At 66.1% G+C, this 24,729-nt stretch carries 19 protein-coding genes; 11 read left to right on the top strand and 8 right to left on the bottom strand.

All coding sequences use genetic code 11. The annotated features are described in order from the left end of the window. Positions 1 to 67 precede the first annotated feature (67 nt). Genes ACI2JH_RS18050 through ACI2JH_RS18040 form a run of 3 tightly spaced genes read left to right on the top strand, consistent with a single transcriptional unit; the run spans position 68 to position 7,829 of the window. Positions 68 to 1,222 (top strand): efflux RND transporter periplasmic adaptor subunit, encoded by a 1,155-nt coding sequence (locus ACI2JH_RS18050; RefSeq protein ID WP_349999253.1) that lies wholly within the window; start codon positions 68 to 70, stop codon positions 1,220 to 1,222. Then, complete coding sequence (locus ACI2JH_RS18045) at positions 1,219 to 4,752, top strand: efflux RND transporter permease subunit (protein WP_404736851.1); 3,534 nt, start codon at positions 1,219 to 1,221, stop codon at positions 4,750 to 4,752. The genes ACI2JH_RS18050 and ACI2JH_RS18045 overlap by 4 nt, the downstream gene beginning before the upstream one ends. Further along, positions 4,749 to 7,829, top strand: coding sequence for an efflux RND transporter permease subunit (locus ACI2JH_RS18040; protein ID WP_404736850.1), 3,081 nt, complete (start codon positions 4,749 to 4,751; stop codon positions 7,827 to 7,829). The genes ACI2JH_RS18045 and ACI2JH_RS18040 overlap by 4 nt, the downstream gene beginning before the upstream one ends. A gap of 466 nt (positions 7,830 to 8,295) precedes the next feature. Here ACI2JH_RS18040 and ACI2JH_RS18035 read toward each other — a convergent pair whose 3' ends face one another. From ACI2JH_RS18035 to ykgO, 6 genes are all read right to left on the bottom strand, one after another. Beyond that, positions 8,296 to 9,546 carry a TraB/GumN family protein gene (locus ACI2JH_RS18035; protein ID WP_182655632.1) on the bottom strand — a complete coding sequence of 417 codons (1,251 nt, stop codon included), beginning with the start codon at positions 9,544 to 9,546 and terminating at the stop codon, positions 8,296 to 8,298. Positions 9,547 to 9,550: 4 nt separating this feature from the next. Continuing rightward, positions 9,551 to 10,081, bottom strand: a complete 531-nt coding sequence (locus ACI2JH_RS18030) for a GNAT family N-acetyltransferase (protein WP_101099758.1) — start codon at positions 10,079 to 10,081, stop codon at positions 9,551 to 9,553. A gap of 22 nt (positions 10,082 to 10,103) precedes the next feature. Continuing rightward, positions 10,104 to 10,991 carry a carbon-nitrogen hydrolase gene (locus ACI2JH_RS18025; protein ID WP_404736849.1) on the bottom strand — a complete coding sequence of 296 codons (888 nt, stop codon included), beginning with the start codon at positions 10,989 to 10,991 and terminating at the stop codon, positions 10,104 to 10,106. A 566-nt stretch (positions 10,992 to 11,557) separates the two neighbouring features. Then, positions 11,558 to 12,601, bottom strand: coding sequence for an agmatine/peptidylarginine deiminase (locus ACI2JH_RS18020; protein WP_101098339.1), 1,044 nt, complete (start codon positions 12,599 to 12,601; stop codon positions 11,558 to 11,560). 42 nt (positions 12,602 to 12,643) lie between these two features. Beyond that, positions 12,644 to 12,973, bottom strand: a complete 330-nt coding sequence (locus ACI2JH_RS18015; RefSeq protein ID WP_042615405.1) for a hypothetical protein — start codon at positions 12,971 to 12,973, stop codon at positions 12,644 to 12,646. Between the two features lie 129 nt (positions 12,974 to 13,102). Then, positions 13,103 to 13,228, bottom strand: a complete 126-nt coding sequence (ykgO, locus tag ACI2JH_RS18010) for a type B 50S ribosomal protein L36 (RefSeq protein WP_005409283.1) — start codon at positions 13,226 to 13,228, stop codon at positions 13,103 to 13,105. A gap of 209 nt (positions 13,229 to 13,437) precedes the next feature. Here ykgO and cmk point away from each other — a divergent pair, with 209 nt between their 5' ends. The 8 genes from cmk to galU all read left to right on the top strand — a co-directional run bounded on the left by cmk (position 13,438) and on the right by galU (position 21,737). Beyond that, positions 13,438 to 14,115 (top strand): (d)CMP kinase, encoded by a 678-nt coding sequence (gene cmk, locus ACI2JH_RS18005; protein ID WP_182655636.1) that lies wholly within the window; start codon positions 13,438 to 13,440, stop codon positions 14,113 to 14,115. Positions 14,116 to 14,327: 212 nt separating this feature from the next. Further along, on the top strand, positions 14,328 to 16,010 hold the full coding sequence (rpsA, locus tag ACI2JH_RS18000) for a 30S ribosomal protein S1 (RefSeq protein ID WP_042615403.1): 1,683 nt from the start codon (positions 14,328 to 14,330) through the stop codon (positions 16,008 to 16,010). A gap of 87 nt (positions 16,011 to 16,097) precedes the next feature. Then, on the top strand, positions 16,098 to 16,403 hold the full coding sequence (locus tag ACI2JH_RS17995) for an integration host factor subunit beta (protein WP_042615402.1): 306 nt from the start codon (positions 16,098 to 16,100) through the stop codon (positions 16,401 to 16,403). Between the two features lie 75 nt (positions 16,404 to 16,478). After that, positions 16,479 to 16,760 (top strand): lipopolysaccharide assembly protein LapA domain-containing protein, encoded by a 282-nt coding sequence (locus ACI2JH_RS17990; RefSeq protein ID WP_101098336.1) that lies wholly within the window; start codon positions 16,479 to 16,481, stop codon positions 16,758 to 16,760. 6 nt (positions 16,761 to 16,766) lie between these two features. Beyond that, positions 16,767 to 17,945, top strand: a complete 1,179-nt coding sequence (gene lapB / locus ACI2JH_RS17985) for a lipopolysaccharide assembly protein LapB (RefSeq protein WP_042615400.1) — start codon at positions 16,767 to 16,769, stop codon at positions 17,943 to 17,945. A 3-nt stretch (positions 17,946 to 17,948) separates the two neighbouring features. Beyond that, positions 17,949 to 18,929 (top strand): glycosyltransferase family 4 protein, encoded by a 981-nt coding sequence (locus ACI2JH_RS17980; protein ID WP_404736848.1) that lies wholly within the window; start codon positions 17,949 to 17,951, stop codon positions 18,927 to 18,929. A 15-nt stretch (positions 18,930 to 18,944) separates the two neighbouring features. Beyond that, complete coding sequence (locus ACI2JH_RS17975) at positions 18,945 to 20,849, top strand: polysaccharide biosynthesis protein (protein ID WP_404736847.1); 1,905 nt, start codon at positions 18,945 to 18,947, stop codon at positions 20,847 to 20,849. Positions 20,850 to 20,852: 3 nt separating this feature from the next. Then, the gene (gene galU, locus ACI2JH_RS17970) at positions 20,853 to 21,737 is read left to right on the top strand and encodes a UTP--glucose-1-phosphate uridylyltransferase GalU (RefSeq protein WP_101098333.1); all 885 of its coding nucleotides are present in this window, start codon (positions 20,853 to 20,855) and stop codon (positions 21,735 to 21,737) included. Between the two features lie 520 nt (positions 21,738 to 22,257). Here galU and ACI2JH_RS17965 read toward each other — a convergent pair. After that, positions 22,258 to 23,466, bottom strand: coding sequence for an acetyl-CoA C-acyltransferase (locus ACI2JH_RS17965; RefSeq protein WP_101099041.1), 1,209 nt, complete (start codon positions 23,464 to 23,466; stop codon positions 22,258 to 22,260). Between the two features lie 74 nt (positions 23,467 to 23,540). Then, positions 23,541 to 24,729 (bottom strand): enoyl-CoA hydratase/isomerase family protein (locus tag ACI2JH_RS17960; RefSeq protein WP_404736846.1); only part of this gene is annotated, 1,189 nt, incomplete at its 5' end.

Raw genomic sequence — 24,729 nt, 5'->3', positions numbered from 1 at the left:
GGTGTACCCGTGAGGTGGTGCATTACTTTGCTACCACACCTGTTCACGCATCCCCAGGGACCCGACGATGTCACGCCATGCCTTCCTGCCCGCCGGCCGCAGCGGAATCTGTGCCGCCGCGCTGCTCATCTCCACCACGCTGCTGATGTCCGGCTGCGCGGGTGGCCCCAACAACGAAGCCAAGGCTGCGGACGGCAAGGATGGCAAGTCCGAAGAAAAGAAGGTGGAGGCGGTACCGGTGGAGGTGGCGGTGGCCAGCCATCGCGGCGTGGCCGCCAGCTACACCGGCACCGCCGCACTGGAGCCGCGCGCCGAATCGCAGGTGGTGGCCAAGAGCTCCGGCGTGGCGCTGGCGGTACTGGTGGAAGAAGGCCAGCAGGTGCGTGCCGGACAGCCGCTGGTGCGCCTGGACCCGGACCGCGCGCGGCTGGCGGTGGCGCAGAGTGAAGCGGTGATGCGCAAGCTGGAAAACAACTACCAGCGCGCCAACCGCCTGGTGGGCCAGCAGATGGTCAGCGCCGCAGACGTGGACCAGTTGCGTTACGACGTGGAGAACGCCCGCGCGCAGTACCGGCTGGCCGCGCTGGAACTCTCCTACACCACGGTCACCGCACCGATCTCCGGGGTGATCGCTTCGCGTTCGATCAAGACCGGCAACTTCGTGCAGATCAACACCCCGATCTTCCGCATCGTCGACAATTCGCGGCTGGAAGCAACACTCAACGTGCCCGAGCGCGAGCTGGCCACGCTGCGTGCCGGCCAGCCGGTCACCCTGCTGGCCGACGCACTGCCCGGCAAAAGCTTCACCGGCCAGGTCGACCGCATCTCGCCGGTCGTGGATTCCGGCAGCGGCACGTTCCGCGTGGTGAGCACCTTCGACGGTGGCGCGCAGTCGCTGCAGCCGGGCATGTTCGGCCGCATCCGCATCGATTACGACCAGCGCGCCGATGCGCTGGTGGTGCCGCGCCTGGCGCTGCTGGACGACGGTGACCCGGCCGTGTTCCGCGTGCGCGCCGGCAAGGTCGCGCGCGTACCGGTGACGCTGGGCTACGCCGAGGGCGCCTGGGTGGAAGTGCGCGAGGGCCTTGCCGCAGGCGACCAGGTGGTCACCGCCGGCAAGGTCGCACTGCGCGATGGCACCGCGGTGCAGGTGATCGTCCCGGCCGATCCCAAGCAGGTGGCCAAGGCCACGCCGGCTGCCAAGGCAGGGAGCGCCCCATGACATCGGCCGGTGACGACAACGGTCGCGACCCGCACCCGGGTCACGGCCCCGGCAGCATGGGCGGAGGCCTGGTGGAGTTCGCCACGCGCCGCCGCGTGACCATCGCCATGTGCACGGTCACCCTGATCCTGTTCGGGCTGATTGCCCTGAACAGCCTGAAGGTCAACCTGCTGCCGGACCTGAGCTATCCCACCCTGACCGTGCGCACCGAGTACACCGGCGCGGCACCGTCTGAAATCGAAACCCTGATCTCCGAGCCGGTGGAAGAGGCGGTCGGGGTGGTCAAGAACCTGCGCAAGCTGAAGTCGATTTCGCGCACCGGCCAGAGCGATGTAGTGCTGGAGTTCGCCTGGGGCACCAACATGGACCAGGCCAGCCTGGAGGTGCGCGACAAGATGGAAGCGCTGAACCTGCCGCTGGAGGCCAAGGCCCCGGTGCTGCTGCGCTTCAATCCGTCCACCGAACCGATCATGCGCCTGGTGATTTCCAGCAAGGACGCGCCGGCCACCGACGCCGAGGCGATCCGTGAACTCACCGGCCTGCGCCGCTATGCCGACGAAGACCTGAAGAAGAAGCTGGAGCCGGTCACCGGCGTGGCCGCAGTGAAGGTCGGCGGTGGCCTGGAAGATGAAATCCAGGTGGACATCGACCAGCAGAAGCTGGCGCAGCTGAACCTGCCGATCGACACCGTCATCCAGCGCCTGAAAGAGGAGAACATCAACATCTCCGGCGGGCGCCTGGAAGAGGGTTCGCAGCGTTTCCTGGTGCGCACCGTCAACCAGTTCACCGACCTGGAAGAGATCCGCAACCTGTTGATCACCACCCAGTCCTCCAACGGCAGCGCAGCCGATTCGGCGATGGCGCAGATGTTCGCCATTGCCGCGGCAACCGGCTCGGACGCGGCGATGTCGGCCGCATCGGCGGCGCAGAGTGCATCGGGCGGAAATTCCAGCGTGGTGGCCAATGGCGTGCCGGTGCGGCTGAAGGACGTCGCCAGCGTGCGCCAGGGGTACAAGGAACGCGAGGCGATCATCCGGTTGGGCGGCAAGGAGGCGGTCGAGCTGGCGATCTACAAGGAGGGCGACGCGAACACCGTAGCCACCGCCGAGGCCCTGCGCGCGCGGCTGGAGCAGATCAAGACCACCTTCCCGTCCGATGCCGAGCTCACCACCGTCGAAGACCAGTCGCGCTTCATCGAGCACGCGATCAGCGACGTCAAGAAGGATGCGGTGATCGGTGGCCTGCTGGCCATCCTGATCATCTTCCTGTTCCTGCGCGATGGCTGGAGCACCTTCGTCATCAGCCTGTCGCTGCCGGTGTCGATCATCGCCACGTTCTTCTTCATGGGCCAGCTGGGCCTGAGCTTGAACGTGATGTCGCTGGGCGGCCTGGCACTGGCCACCGGCCTGGTGGTGGATGATTCCATCGTGGTGCTGGAAAGCATCGCCAAGGCGCGCGAACGCGGGCTGGGCGTGTTGCAGGCAGCCATCTCGGGTACGCGGGAAGTGAGCATGGCGGTGGTGGCGTCCACCCTGACCACCATCGCGGTGTTCCTGCCGCTGGTGTTCGTCGATGGTATCGCCGGCCAACTGTTCCGTGACCAGGCACTGACCGTGGCGATCGCCATCGCGATCTCGCTGCTGGTGTCGATGACCCTGATTCCGATGCTGAGTTCGTTGAAGGGGCGCCCGCCGCTGGCCTTCCCGGAAGAACCGGCTGGCGAAGCCTGGCATCCGCAGAACCGCTGGTTGAAGCCGGTGGCCGGTGGCCGTCGCGGCTTCGTGGCGGGCATCCGCTGGAGCTTCTTCGGCGCGGCCTGGCTGGTGGTGCGGGTGTGGCGCGGCATCGTGGCGGTAGTCGGCCCGGTGATGCGCAAGGCCAGCGACATGGCGATGAAGCCCTACGGCGGCGCCGAACGCGGCTACCTGCGCCTGCTGCCCAGCGCACTGGCTCATCCGGGCAAAGTGCTGGGGCTGGCGGCACTGGCCTTCGTGGCGACCATGGCACTGGTGCCGATGCTCGGCGCAGACCTGATCCCGCAGCTGGCGCAGGACCGCTTCGAGATGACCGTGAAGCTGCCGGCCGGCACGCCGCTGAAGCAGACCGATGCGCTGGTGCGCGAACTGCAGCTGGCGCATGGCGACGGCAAGCAGGCGGCCGGTGAAGGCATCGCCTCGCTGTACGGTGTCAGTGGCGCGGGCACCCGGCTGGATGCCAGCCCGACCGAAAGCGGGGAGAACATCGGCAAGCTGACCGTGGTGATGGAAGGAGGCGGTGATGCACGCAGCGAAGCGGCCATCACCGAACGCCTGCGCGGCACCATGGCCTCGCATCCGGGCGTGCAGGTGGACTTCGCACGACCGGCCTTGTTCAGCTTCTCCACGCCGCTGGAAATCGAGCTGCGCGGGCAGGACATGGCCTCGCTGGAGCAGGCCGGGCAGCGGCTGGCGGCGATGCTGCGCAACAACGCGCACTACGCCGACGTTAAATCCACGGTGGAAGAAGGCTTCCCGGAGATCCAGATCCGCTTCGACCAGGAACGCGCCGGTGCGCTGGGCCTGACCACCCGCCAGATCGCCGATGTGGTGGTCAAGAAAGTGCGCGGCGACGTGGCCACCCGCTACAGCTTCCGCGACCGCAAGATCGACGTGCTGGTGCGTGCCCAGCAGGGCGACCGGGCCAGCGTGGACAGCATCCGCCGGCTGATCGTCAATCCCGGCAGCACCCGCCCGGTGACCCTGGATGCGGTGGCCGAAGTGGTCGCTACCACCGGCCCCAGCGAGATCCATCGTGCCGACCAGACGCGGGTGGCGGCGGTATCGGCCAACCTGCGCGACATCGACCTGGGCGGTGCCATGCGCGAAGTGCAGGCGATGGTGGCCGAACAACCATTGGGCGCTGCGGTGGGCATGCACATCGGCGGACAGGGCGAAGAACTCGCCGAGTCGGCGCGATCGCTGATCTTCGCCTTCGGGCTGGCGATCTTCCTGGTCTACCTGGTGATGGCCTCGCAGTTCGAATCACTGCTGCATCCGTTCGTGATCCTGTTCACCATCCCGCTGGCCCTGGTCGGGGCGGTGCTGGCACTGCTGCTGAGCGGCAAGCCGATCTCGGTGGTGGTGTTCATCGGCTTGATCCTGCTGGTGGGGCTGGTGACCAAGAACGCGATCATCCTGATCGACAAGGTCAACCAGCTGCGCGAGGCCGGCGTGGCCAAGCACGAGGCGCTGGTGGAGGGCGCACGTTCGCGCTTGAGGCCGATCATCATGACCACGCTGTGCACGCTGTTCGGCTTCCTGCCGCTGGCGGTGGCGATGGGCGAGGGCGCCGAAGTGCGCGCGCCGATGGCGATCACCGTGATTGGCGGCCTGCTGGTATCCACCCTGCTGACGCTGCTGGTGATCCCGGTGGTGTATGACCTGATGGACCGCAAGGGCGATGCCTACTACCGTGAGCGCGGGCGCAAGCTGGCCCACGACGCGGGCTTCGATGCGCCCAAGGCCGGGCAGGGCCGGGAGGAGCCGGCATGAGCATCGCCGAGTTCTCCATCCGTCGCCCGGTCACCACCATCATGTGTTTCGTGTCACTGGTGGTGGTGGGCCTGATCGCCTCGTTCCGGCTGCCGCTGGAGGCGCTGCCGGACATCACTGCACCCTTCCTGTTCGTGCAGATTCCGTACACCGGTTCCACCCCGGAAGAGGTGGAACGCACCTTGATCCGCCCGGTGGAAGAAAGCCTGGCGACGATGACCGGGATCAAACGGATGCGCTCGTCGGCCACCTCCGAAGGGGCCAACATCTTCATCGAGTTCAGTGACTGGGACCGCGACATCGCCATCGCCGCATCCGATGCACGCGAGCGCATCGATGCCATCCGCACCGACCTGCCCGACGACCTGCAGCGCTACAACGTGTTCAAGTGGTCCAGCAGTGACGAGCCGGTGCTGAAGGTACGCCTGGCCAGCGATACCGACCTGACCGGCGCGTACGACATGCTGGACCGTGAGTTCAAGCGGCGCATCGAACGCATCCCCGGGGTGGCGCGGGTCAACATCTCCGGCGCACCGCCGAACGAGGTCGAGATCGCCATCGACCCCAACCGGCTGAACGCGCACGGTCTGAGCATCAACGAACTCAGCGAGCGCCTGCGCACGCTGAATTTCTCGCTGTCGGCCGGGCAGATCGACGACAACGGCCAGCGCGTGCGCGTGCAGCCGGTGGGCGAGATCACCGACCTGCAGGAGATGCGCGACCTGGTGATCAACGCCAAGGGACTGCGGCTGGGCGACATCGCCGAGGTGCGCCTGAAGCCGACCCGCATGAGCTATGGGCGTCGCCTTGACGGCAATCCGGCGATCGGCCTGGACATCTTCAAGGAGCGCAGCGCCAACCTGGTGGAAGTCTCGCGCGCTGCGCTGGCCGAAGTGGAAGCGATCCGCGCGCAGCCGAGCATGCGCGATGTGCAGATCAAGGTCATCGACAACCAGGGCAAGACGGTGACGTCCTCGCTGCTGGAACTGGCCGAAGCCGGTGCGGTCGGCCTGATCCTGTCGGTGACGGTGCTGTTCTTCTTCCTGCGCCACTGGCCGTCCACGCTGATGGTGACCCTGGCCATCCCGATCTGCTTCATCATCACCCTGGGCTTCATGTACTTCGTCGGGGTGACGCTGAACATCCTGACCATGATGGGCCTGCTGCTGGCGGTGGGCATGCTGGTGGACAACGCCGTGGTGGTGGTGGAGAGCATCTACCAGGAACGCGAGCGGATGCCCGACCAGCCGCGGCTGGCCTCGATCATCGGCACCCGCAACGTGGCCATCGCACTCAGCGCCGGCACCCTGTGCCACTGCATCGTGTTCATCCCGAACCTGTTCGGTGAGACCAACAACATCAGCATCTTCATGTCGCAGATCGCGATCACCATCTCGGTGTCCCTGCTGGCGTCCTGGCTGGTGGCGGTGAGCCTGATCCCGATGCTGTCCGCGCGCATGGACACCCCGAAGCTGCTGCATTCGAAGACCGGCGTCATCGCGCGCCTGCAGGGCCGCTATGCCGTGCTGCTGGACTGGACCCTGCGCCACCGTGGCTGGAGCCTGCTGGGCATCCTGCTGGTGGTGCTGGTCAGCCTGGTGCCGATGAAGCTGACCAAGGTGGACATGTTCGGCGGCGAAGGCGGCAAGGACGTGTTCATCGGCTACATGTGGAAGAGTGCCTACACCTACCGGCAGATGTCCGACGAAGTGAAGCGCGTGGAAGACTGGCTGGACGCCAACCGCGAGCGCCTGCACATCGCGCAGGTGTATTCCTGGTACAGCGAAGACGAGGGCAGTTCCACCATCGTGACCCTCGACGAGGCGCACGCCGGCGGCCTCAAGGCGATCCAGGAAGAACTGCGCAAGGGCCTGCCGAAATCCGCGCGTGCCGATTACTTCGTTGGCAACCAGGGCGGCGATTCCGGTGGCAGCAACAGCGGCGTGCAGGTGCAGCTGGTCGGCGACTCCAGTTCGATGCTGCAGGAGATCGGCGAGGAAGTCCTGCCGCTGCTGGCGCAGCGCAAGGAACTGCGCGACGTGCGCATCGACAACGGCGAGAAGGGCAGCGAACTGGCGATCAAGGTCGACCGTGAGCGCGCGGCCGCGTTCGGCTTCAATGCCGAACAGGTGGCCAGTTTCGTCGGGCTGGCGCTGCGGGGCGCGCCGATGCGCGAGTTCCGCCGCGGCGACAACGAAGTCCCGGTGTGGGTACGTTTCGCCGGCGCCGAACAGAGTGCGCCGGAGGACCTGGATGGCTTCAGCGTGCGCACCGGCGATGGCCGCACCGTCCCGCTGCTGAGCCTGGTTTCGGTGGAGATCCTGTCCTCGGCCACGCAGATCGGCCGCACCAACCGGCAGACCACGCTGACCATCAAGGCCAACCTGGCTGACAAGGTCACCGCCCCGGATGGGCGCAAGGCGATCGAGGCGGTGCTCAAACCGATGAACTTCCCGGCCGGCTACAGCTTCAGTTTCGACGGTGGCGACTTCGGCAACGATGACGAAGCGATGCAGCAGATGCTGTTCAACCTTGTGATCGCGCTGCTGATGATCTACGTGGTGATGGCCGCGGTGTTCGAATCGCTGCTGTTCCCGGCGGCGATCATGAGCGGGGTGCTGTTCTCGATCTTCGGCGTGTTCTGGTTGTTCTGGCTGACCGGCACCTCGTTCGGCATCATGTCCTTCATCGGCATCCTGGTGCTGATGGGCGTGGTGGTGAACAACGGCATCGTGATGATCGAGCACATCAACAACCTGCGCCGGCGTGGCATGGCCCGCACCCAGGCGCTGGTGGAAGGCTCACGCGAACGACTGCGCCCGATCATGATGACGATGGGCACGGCGATCCTGGCGATGGTGCCGATCTCGCTGACCGACACGCAGATGTTCGGCGATGGCCCGCCGTACTACCCGATGGCGCGCGCGATTGCCGGCGGCCTGGCGTTCTCCACGGTGGTCAGCCTGCTGTTCCTGCCGACCATCTACGCGGTGCTGGATGATGCACGCAGTGCGGCGACGCGGCTGATCCGCAGGGCCCGCGGCCGGGGTGTGGACGCCCCGGTGGTGGGGGCCTGAACCGCTGAATCGGTAGCGCCGAGCCATGCTCGGCGGGATGTCCGGGCGAGAAGCCCGCTGCGCTCGCCGACCATGGGTCGGCGCTACCACTACGGTGGTCAGCCTGCTCTTCCTGCCGACCGTCTACGCGGTACCGTCCGCAAGGCCCGCGGCCGGGGTGTGGACGCGCCGGTGGTGGGGGCCTGAACCGCGGAATCGGTAGCACCGAGCCATGCTCGGCGGGATGTCCGGGCGGGACGCCCGCTGCGCTCGCCGACCATGGGTCGGCGCTACCACCGCGGTGGTCAGCCTGCTGTTCCTGCCGACCGTCTACGCGGTGCTGTCCGCAAGGCCCGCGGTCGGGATGTGGACGCCCGGGTGGTGGGGGCCTGGACCGCGGAATCGGTAGCGCCGAGCCATGCTCGGCGGGATGTCCGGGCGGGTTGCCCGCTGCGCTCGCCGAGCATGGGCCGGCGCTACCGCATCTTCATCCGGCGACCTTGCCCCACACCTGGAAGCCGGTCAGCCACAGGCCCAGCATGCTGCCGAGGTTGGTCAGCATGAAGGTCAGCACCACGCGGGTGACGCGGTTGCGGTACCAGCCCTTCAGGCTCTGCGCATCGTCGCGCAGCTTGAGGAAATCCTCGTAGGCCGGCTTGCGCAGGCGCGCTTCCACCAGCGCGGCGAAGGCGCCGGTGGGAATGCTCAGGCGGAACGGCTTGAACGGGGCCACCACGATCGCGGTGAGGATGCTCAACGGGTGGCTGCCGGCCAACAGGCAGCCCAGGCCCGCCAGGCCGCCGGTGTACATCGCCCAGGTGAGCAGCAGTTCGCCACCCACCCCCAACCCGCCGCGGTAGAAGCCCACGCCGATGCCGGTCGCCACGATCGCCAGGATGGCCAGCGTGAACCACGGAATGTTGCGTTTCTTTGCCACTTCTTCCAGCTGCGCACGCAGCGGCACCGGCGGCTCATTGTCGGTTTCCAGATACGTGGCCAGGCCGGCCAGATGGCCAGCGCCGACCACCGCCAGCACTTCGCGCTGGGCGGGCTCGGTGCCCTGCAGCGCACGTTCCTCGCGCAGGCGGGTGGCCATGTAGCGGTCGCGCTCGCCGATGATGGCGTCATACAGCGCGGGGCTTTCCTTGGCGAACTCGCCGAAGCTGGACTCCAGCATGTCGCCCTGCTTGAGCTTTTCGATTTCGTCCGTGCCGACCTCGTCGGAGGAGAACAGACCGGCGGCCAGGCCGGTCATCAGCTTGATCTTGCCGAAGAAGCCCAGCTGCGCCGAAGCGCGCTTGAAGGTCAGCCCGACCTCGCGGTCTATCAGGTGCACCGGCAGGCCCTGCTCCCGGGCCAGCAGCACCGCGCGCTTCAGTTCGGCGCCCGGTTCGATGCCCAGCTGTTCGGCCAGGCGCCGCTGGTAGGCCGACAGCGCAAGGTTGGCGGCGAACAACGCCACGCGACCCTTGCGGATCACCTCCACCAGGTCCAGCTTGGCCAGCGTGTCCGGCTCGGTCAGCGCCTGCAGGCGCTGCGGATCCAGTTCCACCGCGACCGCATCGAAGCGGCCGCTGTGGATGGCCTTCTCCACCGCTTCCACGCTGGCGTGCGACACGTGCGCGGTGCCCAGAAGGGTATAGCGCACGCCATCGCGTTCGACGATGCGCACCGGTTGGCCGGCGAACAGCGCATCGTCTGCAGTCCCGTCGATGGACAGGGGGAGAGTGTCAGTCATGCATTTACTCGTTTGTTGGGGCGCTGTCGGCGCCGTCGCCCAGTGCACGCTGCATCTGCACGGTGTCCAGCCAGCGGCCGTGCTTGCGGCCCAGGCCCTGGAACACGCCGACCAGATGGAAGCCGAAGCGCTCGTGCAGCTTGATGGAGGCGGTATTGGTGGGTTCGCCGATGACCGCGACCATCTGCCGGTAGCCGCGCGCGGTGCAGGCATCGATCAGCGCCTGCAGCAGCGTGGTCCCGACGCGCTGGCCCTGGAAGCGCGCATCGACGTAGACCGAATTTTCCACCGTCCACTGGTAGGCCACGCGGGTGCGGTAGGTATTGGCGTAGGCATAGCCGGCGACCTCGCCGTCGACTTCGGCGACGAGGTACGGGAAGCCGCGGGCGACGATGTCCTGCATCCGCCGCAGCATCTCTGCCGCGTCCGGGATGTCGTACTCGTAGGTGTTGACGAAGTCGGTCACTTCCACCGCGTAGATCGCGGTGATCGCGGTGATGTCAGCCTCGCTGGCATCACGGATAAGCACGGCCATGGGCGCAGGTTCCGGCAGGGAATCAGTCGATGTAGCGCTTCAGCAGGTCGCCGTAGGCGTCGATGCGGCGGTCGCGCAGGAACGGCCAGATGCGCCGCACGTGTTCGCTGCGCTGCAGGTCGACCTCGCAGACCAGGACGGATTCTTCGCCACCGGCCTCGGCGATGAATTCGCCCTGCGGACCCAGCACGTGGCTGTTGCCCCAGAACTGGATGCCCGATGCGCCCATCGGCGAGGGCTCGTGGCCGACGCGGTTGCAGCTCAGCACCGGCACGCCATTGGCCACGGCATGGCCGCGGTGGCTGAGTATCCAGGCATCGCGCTGGCGGTTCTTTTCATCCTGCTGGTCGTCCGGATCCCAGCCGATGGCAGTGGGGTAGAGCAGCAGTTCGGCGCCGGCCAGCGCCATCAGGCGCGCCGCTTCCGGATACCACTGGTCCCAGCAGACCAGCACGCCGAGGCGGCCGACGGAGGTGTCGATCGGGGTGAAGCCGAGGTCGCCCGGGGTGAAATAGAACTTTTCGTAGAAGCCCGGGTCATCCGGGATATGCATCTTGCGGTACTTGCCGAGCAGGCTGCCGTCCTTTTCGAACACCACGGCGGTGTTGTGGTACAGGCCGGCGGCACGGCGTTCGAACAGAGAGGCGACGATGACCACGCCATGCTGTTTGGCCAGCTTGCCGATGCGATCGGTGCTGGGGCCGGGGATCGGCTCGGCCAGGTCGAATTCGTCGACGTTCTCGTGCTGGCAGAAGTACGCGCCGTTATGCAGTTCCTGCAGCAGGATCAGCTTGGCACCCTGTGCGGCCGCTTCAGCGACGCGGGATTCGATCACGCCGAGGTTGGCGGCGGCATCACCGTGGTTGCGCTCCTGGATCAGGGCGACGGTAAGGGGCTGGCGGGGGCTCATCCGGAAGCGTTCCTGCGGGGGAAAACACGCATGTTAACGCGGATGGCGGAGGGTGGCGTGGCGGTGGCTGAATGATCGGTTTTTCTGGCCTGCGGCCGGCAGAAGCGCGAGCGGAAGCGCAAGCAACGGCGATAGCAACAGCACTGCTGCATTGGACCAGGCGGGGCCGGAGGGCTGCTGGGAACCGCCGTGAATACGTCCCTGTAGGCTCGCCATCCGCATCCATGCGGATGAGCGTTCCCTGCAGCCCCTCCCGCCCCACCTCCGACGGGTCCACGGCGGCCAAGGGGCCTTCGGTAGCGCCGACCCATGGTCGGCGGATGGTGAGGGGAATGGGGTCTGAGGACTCCGCCGACCATGGGTCGGCGCTACCGCTTTTCCTTTCTCTTACGTGGCTGGCGGCCTACGGAACATGTCCGAGGGTCGGGCGGTGGGGCTGGGCGGGGGCGTTGAGCGCCATGGATGGCGCGAAACGAGGCCCGCAGGAGCGGCTCCTGCCGTCCCCCGACCAGCCCCACCGGCCGACCCACCCCAAGATGGGAGCTTTCCAGCCAGCCACGAAGGGCTCAGCCGTTTGCGGCCAGCAACCCCGCCGGCAGCTGCATCGTGATGCAGTGCAGGCTCCCGTTCTGCCAGATCAGCGACCGGCATGGCACCTGCACGATCTCCCGGTCCGGGAACGCTGCGGCCAGCACGTCGCGCGCCGCGTCGTCGGCCACATCGCCGTAGGCCGGCATCAGCACCGCGCCATTGACGATCAGGAAGTTCGCGTAAGACGCCGCCAGGCGACGCCCTTCGTCCAGTACCGGCTGCGGCCAAGGCAGCGGGAACAGGCGATACGGCTGGCCATCGGCGGTGCGCAGCGCGGCCAGCTCAGCACCCATCGCCTGCAGCTCTGCATGGTGTGAATCAGATGCATCGTCGCAGGCCTGGTAGACGATGCTGTCGGCCGAGGCGAAGCGCGCCAGCGTGTCGATGTGCGCGTCGGTGTCATCACCTTCCAGGTAGCCGTGGTCCAGCCACAGCACGCGGTCCTGCTGCAGCCATTCGGCCAGATCGGCGGACAGGCTGGCGCGGTCGCGGTCCGGGTGACGCTCGTGCAGGCACTTCCAGGTGGTCAGCAGGGTGCCCTGGCCATCGGTTTCGATGCCACCGCCCTCAAGCGCGAAGGCAATGCTGCGCACCGGTGCGTCGTTGAACACGCGCGCGGCATCCAGCACGCCGACCAGCTGGTCGTCCAGGGTGGCGTCGAACTTGCCGCCCCAGCCGGTGAAGCGGAAATCCAGCAGCTGGAAGCCGCCGTCCCTGCGCTGCAGGGTGATCGGGCCGGAGTCGCGCAGCCAGGTGTCATCGTAGGCGGCGGTGACGAACAGCACGCGGTCCATGTCGATGCGGTTGGAGCGCAGCCGCATCTCGGCGTAGGTCTCCACGTCATCGTCGGCCACGCAGATCAGCACCGGCTGGAAGCGGGTGATCGCCGCCACCAGGGCGATGTAGGTCTCTTCCACCTGGCCCAGGCGATCGGCCCAGTCGGTGTCGGCGGTCGGCCAGGCAATCAGGATGCCGCTCTGGGCTTCCCATTCGGCAGGAAAACGAAGGGTCTGGTTCATGGTCTCGCTTGGATGCGCCCGCGCAGGCGCGGGCCGGGTTCGTCAGCGGATCGGTGGCTTGGGACCGATCTCGTTGGGGGCCGCCTTGTTGGCCACCACGTCGATCACCTTCTGCCTTTCGAAGTAGACGGTGAACTGCGGGTAGACCCAGCGGTTGATGGTCGGCCACTGGCGCTTCTGGCCGCCGCGGGCATCGAGCTGTTCAGCGGGTGAGCCGAACTGGCTCTGCACCTGCTGCATGCTCTGTCCACGCACGGGCAGGGCGCCGGCCGGTTTGTCGGCGGCACGGTCGATCAGCAGGGTGTCGGCCAGCGCCGGGGTGGCGGCGGCCAGCATGGCCAGAACGGCCAGGGACATCAGGTAACGCTTCATCTCGAGCTACTCCCCAGTGGTCAAGAACGGCGATTACAGCACAAACAAAGCAGAAAGCCGCCCGGAGGCGGCTTTCTGCATCAAACCGGCCCCGCGAAGGAACCGTGGACGGCCGTCAGGCCGGCCGACTCAGCGCTGGCGCGCCTTGAAACGCGGGTTCGACTTGCAGATGACGAAGATCTTGCCACGACGACGCACGACCTTGCAGTCACGGTGACGGGCCTTCGCCGACTTCAGGGAGGACAGGACTTTCATGGCATACCTCGGCGTACACGTTGAGTGTAAAAGTAAGTGTTCAGATGGAGCGCGGCCGCGATATGCCAGAGACAATACTGCGTTGACGCTCGTTCAAGCCCGCCATTCTACCGGGCTTTTCTCCATCGTTTCAAGTGGTTGCACAGAGCAATCGTGGCAGGCGCTCAGGCTGGGGCTAGAATGGGGCCTTCACACCCGCTGGAAACCCCATGTCCGCACTCGTTCCCGTCCTCACCATCGACGGCCCTTCCGGGGCTGGCAAGGGTACCATCAGCCGCATCGTAGCCCGCCGGCTGGGCTGGCATTACCTCGATTCGGGTGCGCTGTACCGGGCCGTGGGCGTGGCGGCAAGCTGGGCCGACATCGATACCTCAGACGCCTCCGCGCTGGTGCGCTGCACCTTTGATACCAAGGTCCAGTTCGTGGAGCAGGGCGAGGCGATGCGGGTGCTGGTCAACGGCACCGACGCCACCGACGAGCTGCGGCTGGAGACCACCGGGGCGCTGGCCTCGGCCATTGCCGCCATTCCGGAGGTGCGCAGCGCACTGAAGGAACGCCAGCGCGCATTCAGGGTGGCGCCAGGCCTGGTCGCCGACGGCCGCGACATGGGCACGGTCATCTTCGCCGACGCCCCATTCAAGGTTTTCCTGACCGCCAGCGCAGAGGAGCGCGCCGAGCGCCGGCATAAGCAGTTGAATGACAAAGGGGTTTCTGTTAACTTTGATGACCTCCTGCGCGAGATCATGGCCCGCGACGCCCGTGATGCACAGCGCACTGTGGCGCCCCTGAAGCCGGCAGACGATGCCGTCCTCATCGATACCACTGGTATCGGCATCGATGATGTCGTTGCACGAGTGATGGATCTGCTTCCGGTTTCGGCTGCCTGATCCGTTCGTACAGGAGTACCGCCAGCGTTCGTGGCGGTTGTCGCCGCCGCGAGGCGATCCGTACTGCAAGGTAGTAAATGCTCCGCCGCGCAATGATGCGTGGCGGTTTAACCACTTCACACACGGCCTGCTTTTCCGGGGTCGACCAACAGGCGGGCAGACGGACTCCTTGATGGAAGCCGCTGACCCATGTGATCAACAGAGTAAATCTAATGACCGAATCTTTTGCCGAACTGTTTGAAGCCAGCCAGGCCAATCTGGCCAAGCTGAAGCCGGGCTCGATCGTCAGCGGTACCGTCGTGGAAGTCCGCGGCGATGTCGTGGTGATCAACGCCGGGCTGAAGTCCGAAGGCATCGTGCCGATCGAACAGTTCCGTAACGACGCTGGCGAGATCGATGTCGCCGAAGGCGATATCGTCAAGGTCGCCCTCGATTCCATCGAGAACGGCTTCGGTGAAACCGTCCTGTCGCGCGAGAAAGCCAAGCGCGCGATGGTGTGGGACGAGCTGGAAGAAGCGTTGGAAAAGAACGAAACCATCACCGGCCGCATCAGCGGCAAGGTCAAGGGTGGTTTCACCGTGGACATCAAGGATGTCCGCGCGTTCCTGCCGGGTTCCCTGGTCGATGTGCGCCCCGTGCGCGATCCGGCCTACCTGGAAGGCAAGGAGCTGGAGTTCAAGCTCATCAAGCTGGACCGCAAGCGTAACAACGTCGTGGTTTCGCGCCGCGCTGTCGTCGAAAGCGAGCACTCGGAAGAGCGCGAGCAGCTGATGGACAAGCTGCAGGAAGGCGCGATCCTGAAGGGTGTCGTCAAGAACCTGACCGACTACGGCGCGTTCGTGGACCTGGGCGGTATCGACGGCCTGCTGCACATCACCGACATGGCATGGAAGCGCGTGCGCCATCCGTCCGAAGTCGTGAACGTCGGCGACGAGCTGGACGTGCGCGTGCTGAAGTTCGACCGCGAGCGCAACCGCGTTTCGCTGGGCCTGAAGCAGCTGGGCGAAGATCCGTGGGATAACATCTCGCGTCGTTACCCGGCCAACAGCCGCGTCTTCGGCAAGGTCTCCAACGTGACCGATTACGGCGCGTTCGTCGAGATCGAGCCGGGCGTGGAAGGCCTGGTGCACGTGTCCGAGATGGATTGGACCAACAAGAACGTCAACCCGTCCAAGGTTGTGCAGGTGGGTGACGAAGTCGAAGTGATGGTGCTGGATTGTGACGAAGAGCGTCGCCGCATCTCGCTGGGCATGAAGCAGGTTGCCGCCAATCCGTGGGAAACCTTCGCTGCCACCCACAAGAAGGGTGACAAGGTGTCGGGCCAGATCAAGTCGATCACCGACTTCGGCATCTTCATCGGCCTGGACGGCGGCATCGACGGCCTGGTCCACCTGTCCGACATCAGCTGGGCAACCACTGGCGAAGACATCGTGCGCAACTTCAAGAAGGGCGACAACCTGGACGCCGTCGTCCTGGCCGTCGATCCGGAACGCGAGCGCATCAGCCTGGGCGTCAAGCAGCTGGAGCAGGACCCGTTCGGCCAGTTCATGGCCGTGAACCCGAAGGGTTCGAAGATCGAAGGTGTGGTCAAGGAAGTTGACGCCAAGGGCGCCATCATTGAACTGGCCGACGGCATCGAGGGCTATGTGGCTGCCCGCGATATCTCCGCCGACCGCGTCGACGATGCAACCCAGCACCTGAAGGTTGGCGACAAGATCGAAGCCAAGTTCGTGGGCATGGACCGCAAGGGCCGCACCCTGCAGCTGTCGATCAAGGCGAAGGACGATGCCGAAATGCGCGAAGTGCTGGAGGACTACCAGTCCGCCGCTTCGGGTGGCATGACCCAGCTCGGCGCGCTGCTGCGTGCACAGCTGGGCGGCAACAAGTCCGAGTAATCGGCCTTACGCTGTCGTAGTTTCCTGGACGGCCCGGACATTTGTCCGGGCCGTTTCAGGGTTGGAGCCCCCCAAGCAGAGCCTGCAATGACCAAATCCGAACTGATCGAAATCCTCGCGCGCCGGCAGGCGCACCTGAAGGCCGATGATGTCGATCTGGCGGTCAAGTCGTTGCTGGAAATGATGGGTGGTTCGTTGTCGGCCGGTGACCGGATCGAGATCCGTGGTTTCGGCAGTTTTTCCCTGCATTACCGCCCGCCGCGACTGGGCCGCAACCCCAAGACGGGGGAGTCGGTCGCCCTGCCGGGCAAGCATGTACCGCATTTCAAACCGGGCAAGGAGCTGCGCGAGCGCGTCAGCGACGTGGTTCCGCAGGACGCTGATCCTGCCTGACGGCAGTGACGTTGCGCGTGCGATCCCCCCGCCGGGTCGGATAAGCTACAGGCCGGGCATGACTGGAGCTGTCGCATGAAGGTTTTCCGTTTGCTGGTCCTGCTGGCCGTTCTGGTCCTTGGACTCATCATCGGCGCGGTCAACATGACCGAGATGTCGATCAATCTTGTATTTACCCAATTGCATACCTCGGTTGGCGTGGCGATGATCGCCGCATTGCTGGTCGGGGTCGTGGTCGGTGCCGGCCTGGTGCTGGTGAGCGTGGTCGTTCCGCTCTATGCCCAGCTGCGCCGCGCCAACAAGGCCGCCCTGGTGACCCCGGCGGCGACCCCCAATCCTCCTTTTGCCGGACGCTGATCACGCATGGAATTCGTTTCCCAGTATTTCTGGTTTTTTCTCTGCGTACCGCTGGCCGCCGTCGCCGGCTGGGTGATCGGCCGCCGCGGCGGGCAGCGGCACGGTGACAACCAGGTCAGCCGCCTGTCCAGCACCTATTTCCGTGGCCTGAACTACCTGCTCAACGAGCAGCCGGACAAGGCGATCGAGCTGTTCCTGCACATCGCCGAGCTGGACAAGGAAACCTTCGAGACCCAGGTCGCGCTGGGCCATCTGTTCCGCCGTCGTGGCGAGGTCGACCGCGCCATCCGCCTGCACCAGGGGCTGGTCAACCGTACCGACCTGAGTGATGCCCAGCGTGTACAGGCGCTGCTGGCGCTCGGCGAGGACTACATGAAGTCAGGCCTGCTGGACCGCGCCGAAACGGTGTTCAGCGAGCTGGCGCAGATCGACCAGCGCGCCCCGCAGGCGCTCAAGCACCTGATCGGCATCTACCAGGCCGAGCGCGACTGGGAAAAAGCGATCGACAACGCCCTGCGCTTCGAGGAAGTAACCGGCGAGCCGATGGGCAAACTGGTGGGACAGTTTGAATGTGAACTGGCCGAACGCCATCGTGGTGCCGGCAACGTCGAAGAGGCGAGGGCGGCCATCGCGCGCGCCTACCAGGCCGATGCGATGTCGGTGCGTGCCGGCATCATCGAAGGCAGGCTGGAAACCGACGCGGGCAATGCCGAAGCCGCCGTGCGTGCCTTCGAGCGCGCCGCACGCAATGATCCGGAATACCTGCCCGAAGTGCTGCAGCCGCTGATGCAGAACTACCGCAAGGTCGGTGACATGGGCGGCGCCCGCAGCTTCCTGTCGGAAATGACCGAGCACTACCGCGGCATCGCCCCGGTGCTGGCACTGACGCGCCTGATGGAAGAACAAGAGGGCATTTCGCCGGCCCGTGCCTATCTGGGCCGGCAGCTGAAGGACCGCCCTTCGGTACGTGGCGAGTCGGCGCTGATCGACCTCACCCTGGCCGAAGGCGCCGATCCCACTGCGACCCTGCATGACCTCAAGCACATCACCGACCAGTTGCTGGTGCGCAACCCGGCCTATCGCTGCACGCGTTGCGGCTTTGGTGCGCGCACCCATCACTGGCAATGCCCCAGCTGCAAGGAATGGGGAACGGTCAAGCCGCTGCTGAACTACGCGGTGCTGTAAGCGATGCGGGACATCCAACCGTGGCTGGCGCTGCTGGCGCTGGCGCTGGTGTCGGCCGTGCTGACCTGGCTGGCGCGTCGCTACGCACTGCGGCGGCAGCTGCTGGACCACCCGGGCGAGCGCCGCAGCCACCACGTGGCGACGCCGCGCGGCGGTGGGATCGCCATCGTGGTGACCGCGCTGGTCGGCCTCGCTGCGGGCGCGTTGCTGTACCCGGCCGCCGCGGCGCACTTGGCGATATTCGCCGCTGGCCTGGTGCTGGTGGCCGGAATAGGCTGGTGGGACGATCACCGCCCGCTGCCGGCCGTGCGCCGGCTGCTGGTCCACATGCTGGCGTCGGTCCTGCTGGCGGGGCTGGTCTGGCAGGCGACCGGCAATGCGCTGCAGGCCGTGCTGCTGTTCCTGGTGGCGACCGCGCTGGTGAACCTGTGGAACTTCATGGACGGCATCAACGGCATCGCCAGCGGCTATGCGCTTGTCGGTGCGCTGAGCCTGGCCGCGGTGATGCCGATGCCGTTCGCGCTGCTCGCGGTGGTGGTCGCGGCGGGTTGCCTTGGCTTCCTGCCGTTCAACTTTCCGCGCGCACGCATTTTCATGGGTGACGTCGGCAGCGGCGCGCTGGGGTACCTGATGGCGGCCTTGGCGGGGCTGGCCAGCGTGGCCACCAGCATTCACTGGTTGGCGCTGCTGATACCGTTGTCAGCCTTCATCGTGGACGCGGGCTTCACGCTGTCATCCCGCATGCTCTCGGGGCAGCGCTGGATGGAACCCCATACGCAGCATGTCTACCAGCGCGCGGTGAAGGCAGGCTGGAGCCACACACAGGTGACTGGCGTGTATATTCTGCTCGGCCTCGTCGGCGCGGCGGTACTGGCGCTCTCGGTTCGGCTGGCGCCGCTGCAACAGGCGGGCCTGGCATTGGCCTGGGGCGGGCTGTTGGCCTGTCTGTGGGCTGTCATGCGTGTTCGCCTGCGCAACTATTGAGGGTTTAACCTGGTCATGTCAGCTCGGTGGAATCGAATAATCGCGTTGGTGCCCCGCGCGGCCATCGTCGTCCATGACCTGTTCATGGTGTGGGCCTGCTGGCAGCTGCTGCATGCCGGCCGCTATTCCATCCTGCCCGAGGCGCCTGCGTTGCCGCTCTGGAATGTCGACACCTCGCTGGTGCTGGGCATCCAGGCGCTGGTGTTCTGGCGCGTCGGGCTGTATCGCGGGCTGTGGCGGTTCGCCAGCGTTGCCGACCTGATCAACATCTTCAAGGCCAGTTTCATCGGCCTGGTGGCGATCGTCCTGACCCTGATGTGGAAGCGCTTCGATGGCGTTCCGATGTCGGTGCTGGTCATCTACCCGTTCGCGCTGTCGGCCCTGCTGGGCGCTCCGCGCCTGCTGTACCGCGCCTGGAAGGATTACCAGGCCGTGCAGACCGATACCAGCGGCCGGCGCGTGCTGATCCTCGGTGCAGGCCAGGCTGCCGAGGCGCTGGTGCGTGACCTGCGCCGTTCAGGCGAGTTCGACCCGGTCGGCCTGCTGGACGACGCCCCGCACCTGCAGGGCGCCAAGTTGCAGGGCCTGCCGATCCTGGGCACGCTGGACGACACCGCCGCCGTGGCCCGCGAAACCTCCGCCAAGCTGATCGTCATCGCCATTCCCTCGCTGGATGCGGTCGGCATGCAGCGTGTGGTCGGCCTGTGCGAAAGCACCGGCGTGCCCTTCCGTACCGTGCCCAAGCTCAGCGACATCCTGCAGGGCCAGTCGCTACCGGGGCAGTTGAAGGAAGTGGCGATCGAAGACCTGCTCGGCCGCAAGCCGATCCAGCCGGACTGGTCGCTGATCCGCAATTGGCTGGGTGGCCGTACGGTGCTGGTCACCGGCGCGGGCGGCTCGATCGGTTCGGAGCTGTGCCGGCAGTGTGCCCGCCACGGGGCAGGGCGCATCGTCCTGCTGGAAATGAGCGAGCTGCTGCTGTTGACCATCGAAGCCGAGCTGCGCCGCAGCTTCCCGGATATCGAAGTGGAGGCGGTGCTGGGCGACTGTGGCGATCCGGCGGTGATCCGCCACGCGCTGTCGCTGCATCGCATCGAAGCGGCTTTCCACGCGGCCGCCTACAAGCAGGTGCCGGTGCTGGAGCGTCAGCTGCGCGAAGCGGTGCGCAACAACATCCTGGCCACCGAGAACGTCGCCCGGGCCTGCATGGAGGCCAGGGTCGAACATTTCGTGTTCATCTCCACCGACAAGGCCGTCGACCCGGTCAACTCGCTGGGCGCCAGCAAGCGCTATGCGGAGATGATCTGCCAGAGCCTGGACCAGAAGTCCACGCATACCCGTTTCGTGACCGTCCGCTTCGGCAACGTGCTGGCCTCGGCCGGCAGCGTCGTGCCGGTGTTCCGCGACCAGATCATGAAGGGCGGGCCGGTGACGGTGACCGACCCGGAAGTCACCCGCTATTTCATGACCATTCCCGAGGCCTGCCAGCTGATCCTGCAGGCGGCCGCGTCGGCCTCGCACGGCGCCATCTACACCTTGGACATGGGCGAGCCGGTGCCGATCCGGGTGCTGGCCGAACAGATGATCCGGCTTGCCGGCAAGCAGCCGTACAAGGACATCGCGATCATCTATACCGGCCTGCGCCCCGGCGAGAAGCTGCACGAGACGCTGTTCTATTCCGATGAGGATTACCGGCCCACTTCGCACCCGAAAGTGCTGGAAGCCGGTGTGCGCACGTTCTCGCGCGATCTGGTGCTGGGCAACGTACCGAAGCTGCGCGATGCCATCGCGACCTACGATATCGACGCGATCCAGCAGATTCTGTTCGCGACGATGCCGGAGTTCGATCCGCTTCAACAGGATGCTTACATCCCATCCGCTAACGTAGTGCCCTTCCCCGCGCGTGAGGCCAACAGGTAATCGATGAGCAAGCGAATCAGAAAGGCAGTTTTTCCAGTGGCAGGGCTAGGGACGCGCTTTTTGCCGGCAACCAAGACGGTTCCGAAGGAAATGCTGCCGATCATTGATCGCCCGCTCATCCAGTACGCGGTCGACGAGGCCATCGAAGCCGGCTGTGACACCCTGATCTTCATCACCAACCGCTACAAGCACGCCGTTGCCGACTATTTCGACAAGGCCTACGAGCTGGAACAGAAGCTCGAGCGCGCCGGCAAGACCGAACAGCTTGAGCTGGTCCGCCACGTGCTGCCCAACGGTGTGCGCGCGGTATTCGTGACCCAGGCCGAAGCGCTGGGTCTCGGCCATGCCGTGTTGTGTGCGAAGGAGATCATCGGCGATGAGCCCTTCGCGGTGCTGCTGCCGGATGACCTGATCTACAACCGTGGCGACAGCGCGCTCAAGCAGATGGCCGACCTGAATGAGGCCACGGGCGCCAGCGTCATCGCGGTGGAAGACGTGCCGCACGAGCAGACCGCCAGCTACGGCATCGTGGCAACCGAAACGTTCGACGGCAGCCATGGCCGGATCTCGGCGATCGTGGAAAAGCCCAAGCCGGAAGACGCGCCGAGCGACCTGGCCGTGGTCGGCCGCTATGTCCTGAGCCCGAAGATCTTCGAGCTGCTCGAATCGACCGGTACCGGTGCTGGCGGCGAGATCCAGCTGACCGACGCGATTGCCGAACTGCTCAAGACCGAGCCGGTGGACGCCTATCGTTTTGAAGGCCGTCGCTTCGATTGCGGCACGCACCTGGGCCTGGTGGAAGCCACCATCCGGTTCGCATTGAACAGCAAGAAGCTGGCCAAGCCGGCGCGGCAGAAGCTGCAGGAAATGCTTGCCGAAGAGGATTGATCCGGCGAACGGCTGGGCCCCTCGTGGCTGGCTCTGAAGCCGCTGCTGGGGGTGGGCCGGGCGGTGGGGCTGGTCGGGGGACGGCAAGAGCTGCGTCCATGCGGGCCTCGTTTCGCGCCATCCATGGCGCTCAACGCCCCCGCCCAGCCCCACCGCCCGCCCCAAGACAGGTTCCGTGGCCGCCAGCCACGTAAAAAATAATAGAAAAGCGGTAGCGCCGACCCATGGTCGGCGAAAACCATCAGACCCTCATCTCCCCACCATCCGCCGACCATGGGTCGGCGCTACCACGGCGCGTCCATGGCCCCCATGGACCCGTCAGAGGGTGGGGCGGGGTGGGTTCGCGGGAACGCTCATCCGCATGGATGCGGATGGCGAGCCTCCATGGACGGATTCACGGCGATTCCCGTGAACCCACCCCGCCCCGCCAAACACACAGCCCTGCAGCAGTTGCCGTTGCTCTGGCTCTGGCGCTGGCTAATGCAGGGTGCCGGGGCGCAGCCCCGGCAACCACAACCCCTTACAGGGATTCGAAGATGCCCGCCGCGCCCATGCCGGTGCCGATGCACATCGTCACCATGCCGTACTTCTGCTGGCGACGACGCAGGCCATGCAGCAGGGTCGCGGTACGGATCGCACCGGTCGCGCCCAGCGGGTGACCCAGCGCGATCGCCCCGCCCAGCGGATTGACCTTGGACGGATCCAGGCCGCAATCGCGGATCACCGCCAGCGACTGCGCGGCGAAAGCTTCGTTGAGCTCGATCCAGTCCAGCTGGTCCTGGCTCAGGCCGGCCTGCTTGAGGGCCTTGGGAATCGCGGCGATCGGGCCGATGCCCATCACTTCCGGGCGTACACCGGCCACGGAGAAACTGACGAAACGCGCCAACGGGGTCAGGCCGTAATCCTTGATCGCCTGCTCCGAGGCCAGCAGTACCGCACCGGCGCCATCGCTCATCTGCGAGGAGTTGCCGGCCGTCACCGTGCCACCGAACTGGCCGTTGCGGAACACCGGGCGCAGCTTGGCCAAGCCTTCGGCGGACGAATCCGGGCGCGGGCCTTCATCGGTGTCCACCACCTTGTCGCGGGTGATGATGCGGCGGCCGTCAGCCAGGTCCGGCTGGCGGGTGCGCACGTCGTAAGGACTGATCTCGTCCTTGAACTCGCCGTTCTGGATCGCCGCGATGGCCTTCTGGTGCGAGGCGAGGGCAAAGGCATCCTGCTCCTCGCGCGACACCTTCCATTCCTCGGCGACCTTCTCGGCGGTGATGCCCATGCCATAGGCGATGGCGACGTGATCGTTGTCGAACACGCTCGGTGCCATCGCGATCTTGTTGCCCATCATCGGCACCATCGACATCGACTCGGTGCCACCGGCCAGCATCAGGTCCGAATTGCCCAGGCGGATCTGGTCGGCGGCCATCGCCACCGCCTGCAGGCCGGAGGAGCAGAAGCGGTTGACGGTCTGCGCAGCGATGGTGTCCGGCAGGCCGGCCAGCAGCACGCCGATGCGGGCCACGTTCATGCCCTGCTCGGCCTCGGGCATGGCGCAGCCGATGATCGCATCGTCGATGCGGTTGACGTCGATGCCCGGCGCCTGCGCGACCACGGAGCGGAGTACATGGGCCAGCATGTCATCGGGGCGGGTATTGCGGAACACGCCCTTGGGCGCCTTGCCCACCGGCGTACGGGTGGCGGCGACGATGTAGGCGTCCTGGATTTGCTTGGTCATTGCAGTGATCTCTCGAAATTTTTAGCAGGAGTGCCGACCAACGGTCGGCACCCACCGGAAGCAGGGAGGGGCGATCAATTGCGCAGCGGCTTGCCGGTCTTCAGCATGTGCGCGATGCGGGCCTGGGTCTTCTCCTGCTGGGCCAGTTCGACGAAGTGCTTGCGCTCCAGGGTCAGCAGCCACTCTTCGTCCACCAGCGTGCCGCGATCCACTTCGCCACCGCACAGCACGGTAGCAATGCGCACGGCGATCTCGTAGTCGTACGGGCTGATGAAGCGGCCTTCCAGCATGTTGACCAGCATCATCTTGAAGGTGGCGATACCGACGTCGCCGGCGACCTGGATGCGGCGCGCCGGCATCGGCGGGCGATAGCCGCCTTCGGCCAGTGCGCGCACCTCGGCCTTGGCGATGTACAGCGCCTCGTGGCTGTTGAACACCACTTTGTCGGTGGCCCGCATCAGGCCCAGTTCCTTGGCGTTGACGGCCGAGTTGGACACCTTGGCCATCGCCACGGTTTCGAAGGTCTTCTTCAGTTCGGCGAACACATCACCGCCCGGACCGGCTGCCTGCGAAGCACGCACCGCCAGTTCCTTCAGGCCACCGCCGGCGGGCAGCAGGCCCACGCCGGCCTCGACCAGGCCGATGTAGCTTTCCAGCGACGCCACGCTCTTGGCGCTGTGCATCTGGAACTCGCAGCCACCCCCCAGTGCCAGGCCGCGCACGGCGGTCACCACCGGCACCAGCGAGTACTTGATCGCCTGGCTGGTGCGCTGGAAGTTGTGCACCATCTCTTCGAACTGCTCGACCTTGCCGGCCTGCAGCAGGCCCAGTGCGCCGGCCAGGTCGGCACCGGCGGAGAAGGGTTCCTTCTGCTGCCAGATCACCAGGCCCTGGAAGCCCTGCTCGGCGCGCTTGATCGCTTCCTGCAGGCCGTCAAGCACGTGGTCGGAAACGGTGTTCATCTTGGTCTTGAAGCTGACCACCGCGATGCCGTCGCCGTCGTGCCACATGCGCACGCCGTCGTTTTCGAACACGGTTTCGCCCGGGGCGAACGTCTCGCCCAGCAGCGGATCGGGGAAGCGCTGGCGCTGGTACACCGGCAACGCCGAGCGCGGCAGCTTGGCATTGCGCGACGGGCTGTAGCTGCCCTCGGCGGCGTGCACGCCATCGCGGCCGTCGAACACCCAGTCCGGCAGCGGCGCGCTGCTCATGCTCTTGCCCGCCACGATGTCATCGGCGATCCACTGCGCGACCTGCTTCCAG

This window comes from Stenotrophomonas sp. NPDC078853, assembly GCF_044901215.1.
Taxonomy (GTDB): domain Bacteria; phylum Pseudomonadota; class Gammaproteobacteria; order Xanthomonadales; family Xanthomonadaceae; genus Stenotrophomonas; species Stenotrophomonas lacuserhaii.
Note: the sequence above shows the minus strand (reverse complement) of the source record. Positions and strands in the feature narration are given on the sequence as shown.

Excerpts from the sequence above, each read along its gene's own strand:
- ACI2JH_RS18030 (WP_101099758.1), bottom strand. The coding sequence starts at position 10,081 with ATGGCCGTGCTTATCCGTGATGCCAGCGAGGCTGACATCACCGCGATC.
- rpsA (WP_042615403.1), top strand. The coding sequence starts at position 14,328 with ATGACCGAATCTTTTGCCGAACTGTTTGAAGCCAGCCAGGCCAATCTG.
- cmk (WP_182655636.1), top strand. The coding sequence starts at position 13,438 with ATGTCCGCACTCGTTCCCGTCCTCACCATCGACGGCCCTTCCGGGGCT.
- ACI2JH_RS18050 (WP_349999253.1), top strand. The coding sequence starts at position 68 with ATGTCACGCCATGCCTTCCTGCCCGCCGGCCGCAGCGGAATCTGTGCC.
- ACI2JH_RS17965 (WP_101099041.1), bottom strand. The coding sequence starts at position 23,466 with ATGACCAAGCAAATCCAGGACGCCTACATCGTCGCCGCCACCCGTACG.
- ACI2JH_RS17980 (WP_404736848.1), top strand. The coding sequence starts at position 17,949 with ATGCGGGACATCCAACCGTGGCTGGCGCTGCTGGCGCTGGCGCTGGTG.
- ACI2JH_RS18020 (WP_101098339.1), bottom strand. The coding sequence starts at position 12,601 with ATGAACCAGACCCTTCGTTTTCCTGCCGAATGGGAAGCCCAGAGCGGC.
- ACI2JH_RS18035 (WP_182655632.1), bottom strand. The coding sequence starts at position 9,546 with ATGACTGACACTCTCCCCCTGTCCATCGACGGGACTGCAGACGATGCG.
- ACI2JH_RS17990 (WP_101098336.1), top strand. The coding sequence starts at position 16,479 with ATGAAGGTTTTCCGTTTGCTGGTCCTGCTGGCCGTTCTGGTCCTTGGA.
- ACI2JH_RS17975 (WP_404736847.1), top strand. The coding sequence starts at position 18,945 with ATGTCAGCTCGGTGGAATCGAATAATCGCGTTGGTGCCCCGCGCGGCC.
- ACI2JH_RS18045 (WP_404736851.1), top strand. The coding sequence starts at position 1,219 with ATGACATCGGCCGGTGACGACAACGGTCGCGACCCGCACCCGGGTCAC.
- ACI2JH_RS17995 (WP_042615402.1), top strand. The coding sequence starts at position 16,098 with ATGACCAAATCCGAACTGATCGAAATCCTCGCGCGCCGGCAGGCGCAC.
- galU (WP_101098333.1), top strand. The coding sequence starts at position 20,853 with ATGAGCAAGCGAATCAGAAAGGCAGTTTTTCCAGTGGCAGGGCTAGGG.
- ACI2JH_RS18025 (WP_404736849.1), bottom strand. The coding sequence starts at position 10,991 with ATGAGCCCCCGCCAGCCCCTTACCGTCGCCCTGATCCAGGAGCGCAAC.
- ACI2JH_RS18040 (WP_404736850.1), top strand. The coding sequence starts at position 4,749 with ATGAGCATCGCCGAGTTCTCCATCCGTCGCCCGGTCACCACCATCATG.
- ykgO (WP_005409283.1), bottom strand. The coding sequence starts at position 13,228 with ATGAAAGTCCTGTCCTCCCTGAAGTCGGCGAAGGCCCGTCACCGTGAC.
- ACI2JH_RS18015 (WP_042615405.1), bottom strand. The coding sequence starts at position 12,973 with ATGAAGCGTTACCTGATGTCCCTGGCCGTTCTGGCCATGCTGGCCGCC.
- lapB (WP_042615400.1), top strand. The coding sequence starts at position 16,767 with ATGGAATTCGTTTCCCAGTATTTCTGGTTTTTTCTCTGCGTACCGCTG.